We start from the raw sequence: 3,431 nt of genomic DNA on the forward strand, positions 1-3,431 counted from the left end.
GCCCGCGTTCTGCGTCGCGCGCACATGGTTCGCCGTGACCACGGTCTTCGTGGCATTGGGGTCGAGGATGTAGACGCCCATCGTCAGCAGGAAGGGCGAGCTGTACTGCAGGGCCGGCTGCATCAGGTCGCCGACGAGCGCCCCCATCTGCCACAGGCCGAATCGCTCGGGAAAGGACTTGATAGAGAAGAAGCGGACGTCCAGGCCGTCGCCGGCACCTTCCTTCCAGAGATGCAGACCGTTGGAGCGCGCGTCCTGGATGGTGTCGTGATCGACGATCTGGTCGCGCAGTTCGCGCCCGTCGTCGTAGTGAAGATCCGGTGCGGTTGCTGCGTCGATGCGGTCCGGATTGACGAACAGCGAGCACCAGTTGATCAGGTCGGCTGCGTCGCAGACACGATTGGGTAGCGAGGCCGAGCGCAGCGTTGTCGCCATGCCGTCCCGCAGGCCGATGATGCGCTCGCGATCGGACAGGTTCGCGGGGTCGGCCCTGACCGACACGCTGACCATCAGGCGGAAGTCGCGGATGGTGTAGTGGAAGCCCTGCGTGAGCGAGTGGTGCGCTCCGTGAGACAGGTGGGCGTATCGGCGGCGTGCCAGTTTGCGGTACAGGTTGTCGTTGCGCGCCGGGCGGCCGAAGGTTTGCGCCTTCTGGAGCTGGTCGCGGTCCTCCATGCGCAGGTTGGCGTACCGCCGCAGCGGTGGGCAGACATGCGGGGACGCAAAGAGGTGGAACTGAATGCCCGTGTCGGGCGGGCAGTTCGAGTAGAGCGACACGAGCACGTCGACCATCCGGTCGTCAGCCCCGCTCTGCGGCATGACCTCAAGCAGGAATCCGACGCCGTCCTTGTTGACGAACAACTGTTCGTCGTCGAGGTACGAGATGTAGGGCAGCCAACTGGCGAACTGGTCGGCCGGCGACTCGTCCTTGTGTCCGAACGAGAACAGCCCGGGGCCGTTGCCGTCGCCAGAGCCCGCGGACGAAGCACCACCGAACAGATTGAGGCGAAGGGTCTCGAGCATGGAGGTGCCCTCACGGTTCATTGATCAGCGGCGGGCGCCCGGCCCTGTAGCGCACGCAGCGCCTGGGTCAAGGAGGGCGCGTCCTCGGTCGGTGTCGTCGACGGACCATTCGGCCCGGGTGGCGCGCCGGCCGACTTCGTTGAGGCAGGTGCCTTCGGCGCGCGGATCGGCAGGAAGGCCTCGCGCTGTTGGCGCTGGACGTGATCGACCAGCCAGCGGCCGTTGTCGACCTGGACGTACACCAAGCTCTCGCCGACGAGGTCGCGGTCTGCGTCTTCCCAGGCCTTGACCCACATGCGCAGCACCCGCGGCGCGGCACGCAACGGCACCGCCTGGTACGCCGCGCCCTCGTCGTTCGCCGTGGGGCGGGTGGAGGCGTTGAGCATCACCGGGGCAGCGCGCGCGCCCCCCGTTGGAGGAGGCGACTGCGGCGCCGTGTCGACCGGGGGCGTCGCGGACCGCCGCTGCACGGGCAGGTTGTTCTGGATCGCGTTGTAGTAGTTGCCCGAGAGCGAGTCGCATCGGACACCTTCGGGGGCCTTGCATGCGTACTTCGAGTCGCCGTCCAGGCCGGTGATCGACGTACAGCCTGCAAGCAGGGCCAAGAGGGCCAGCAGCGTCACGACGCGGCCTGGGGCGACAACGGATCGGTTGCTCATTGCGGCCTCACCTGGGTGACGGTTTTCGACTGCGCGGCCGGCAGGTCGCCCGCGATCGCTGACGCAAGCCGCCGCTCGATCTCGGCGCCGGGGACGTAGCCGGTCGTGCGCGTGCCGTCTGCGTAGAAGATCGTCGGCGTGCCGTTGACGCCGAGTTGCCGCGCCAACTGCACGTTGCGATCCAGCGGCGTCGCGCAATCGGCCTGCCCGTTCAGCCCGCTGGTGTCGGCGTTGAGCATCACGGCCTGCCAGTTCTTCACCGGGTCGCCCGAGCACAGAACTGCTTGAGGCAGCTGCCGACCCTGGAAGGGCAGCACGAAGGTGTAGATGGTCACGTCCGAAAGCCGGGCGAGTTCCGGCTCGAGTCGCCGGCAGAACGAACAGGCCGGATCGCTGAACGCGTACAGGATGCGGGCACCAGTCCCGTGGACGACCTTCAGGGCGTCCTGAAGCGGCAGCCGCGCGGGATCGATCGGCTTCTCGGCCACCTCCATCGTCTCTGCCGGCGGTCGAAGGGCCTGGGCTCGTGCGAGCTTCGGCCCGGTGATGTCGGTCGCCGTCTTGGCATCGAGCAGCCGACCCATGATGAAGTAGCGTGGGCTCTTCGGCGACACGTAGGCCACGTTCGGGCCCATCCAGACCTCAAAGAGACCGGGGACCTCGCTTGCGGCGACCGAGGTGAAGGTCGTTGCCGGATAGGTGCGCTTGAGCGTGGCCAGCAGGCGAGCTTCCTCACCTGTCGGGCCGGCGTGTACGGCCTGCATGGCCAGCGCAATAAGCGCGCCAACCAGGAACGGTTCATTCTTCATCGGTGGTCACCTTCTGGTAGCGCTCCGCCGGCTCGATGCGGCCGGGCAGCGAGGTGGGAGAGTTGGAGGCTGAGGGGGCATCGGTGTTGTCGATGCGGACACCCTTGGTGAGGACCACGTCGATCTCGCGGCCACCGTCGATCTCGATGATCGGGAAGGTCTGTTCCGCGAGCTTGATGTAGTACTGGGCGAGCCGGTCCATCGCTTTGCCGACGCCAGAGCCGATGCCGGCGCGGTAGGCATCGGCCCCGGATGTGGTGGCCACCGATCCCAGCGGCGACGTGCTGTAGGTGGTGTTCGCTTGGGAGAAGCCCTGGCCGATGCCGCTGACCACGCCGGCGAGCAGTGCGTTCGCCAGCATCTGGCCTTGCTTGGTCACCAGGCGGCCGCGCATGCCGACTTTGCTGTCCTCGCCGAAGACCGAGCCCTGGATCTTCACTTCCAGCGAGTCGCCGTTCGGCCGCACGCATGAGAGGAGCTCGGTGCGCAGGAAGGCACGCTCCGAACTGATGTCGCCGTAGCCGGCCGCGATGACGAAGCACTCCCGATACTCCGCCCGGAAGCGGTTGGGCAGCACCGAGTTGTCGGACAGCCGGATCAGCACCGGATGCGGATTCGATTGAGCCTGGCCGCCGGTAGGCGCGTCCAGGCCCCCCAGCAACACGCCCTTTGTGAAGCTGACCGGCAGGAAGTTCTCCAGCGTCTCGCGCGGCTTCTTGCCCCCAGGCTCGGCTGGATCACCGGCCTTGGTTGGCTGGGCAAGCGTCACGCGCATGAGTTGCGGCACGGCTGGCGCGGCAGCGACATCGATGCCACTCGGCGACGCCGTCCCCGGCACGCCGGGCGGCATCGCGCCGCGCGCATAGGCCACGGGAGGTGGCGGCGGAGGCGGCAGCCCGGCGGGCGCGCGCGGCAGTGCCGCATCGGGTGGGCCGGCCAG

Annotated in this window: 4 protein-coding genes; all 4 read right to left on the reverse strand. The window is 67.8% G+C overall.

Annotated features, from left to right (window positions below; translation table 11 throughout):
- A partial coding sequence (locus tag Q0C41_RS30710) for a conjugal transfer protein TraC (RefSeq protein WP_291990740.1) occupies positions 1 to 1,023 on the reverse strand: 1,023 nt, incomplete at its 3' end.
- A 17-nt stretch (positions 1,024 to 1,040) separates the two neighbouring features.
- Positions 1,041 to 1,646 carry a TraV family lipoprotein gene (locus Q0C41_RS30715; RefSeq protein ID WP_291990742.1) on the reverse strand — a complete coding sequence of 202 codons (606 nt, stop codon included), beginning with the start codon at positions 1,644 to 1,646 and terminating at the stop codon, positions 1,041 to 1,043.
- Positions 1,647 to 1,678: 32 nt separating this feature from the next.
- The gene (locus Q0C41_RS30720; protein WP_291990744.1) at positions 1,679 to 2,491 is read right to left on the reverse strand and encodes a DsbC family protein; all 813 of its coding nucleotides are present in this window, start codon (positions 2,489 to 2,491) and stop codon (positions 1,679 to 1,681) included.
- The coding region (locus tag Q0C41_RS30725; RefSeq protein ID WP_291990746.1) for a TraB/VirB10 family protein at positions 2,481 to 3,431 on the reverse strand (951 nt) is incomplete at its 5' end. The genes Q0C41_RS30725 and Q0C41_RS30720, both read right to left, overlap by 11 nt.

This window comes from Luteitalea sp., assembly GCF_022842525.1.
GTDB lineage: Bacteria > Acidobacteriota > Vicinamibacteria > Vicinamibacterales > Vicinamibacteraceae > Luteitalea.

Bases quoted from the DNA above. Each gene is read 5' to 3' on its own strand.
- Q0C41_RS30720 (WP_291990744.1), bottom strand. From the start codon at position 2,491: ATGAAGAATGAACCGTTCCTGGTTGGCGCGCTTATTGCGCTGGCCATG.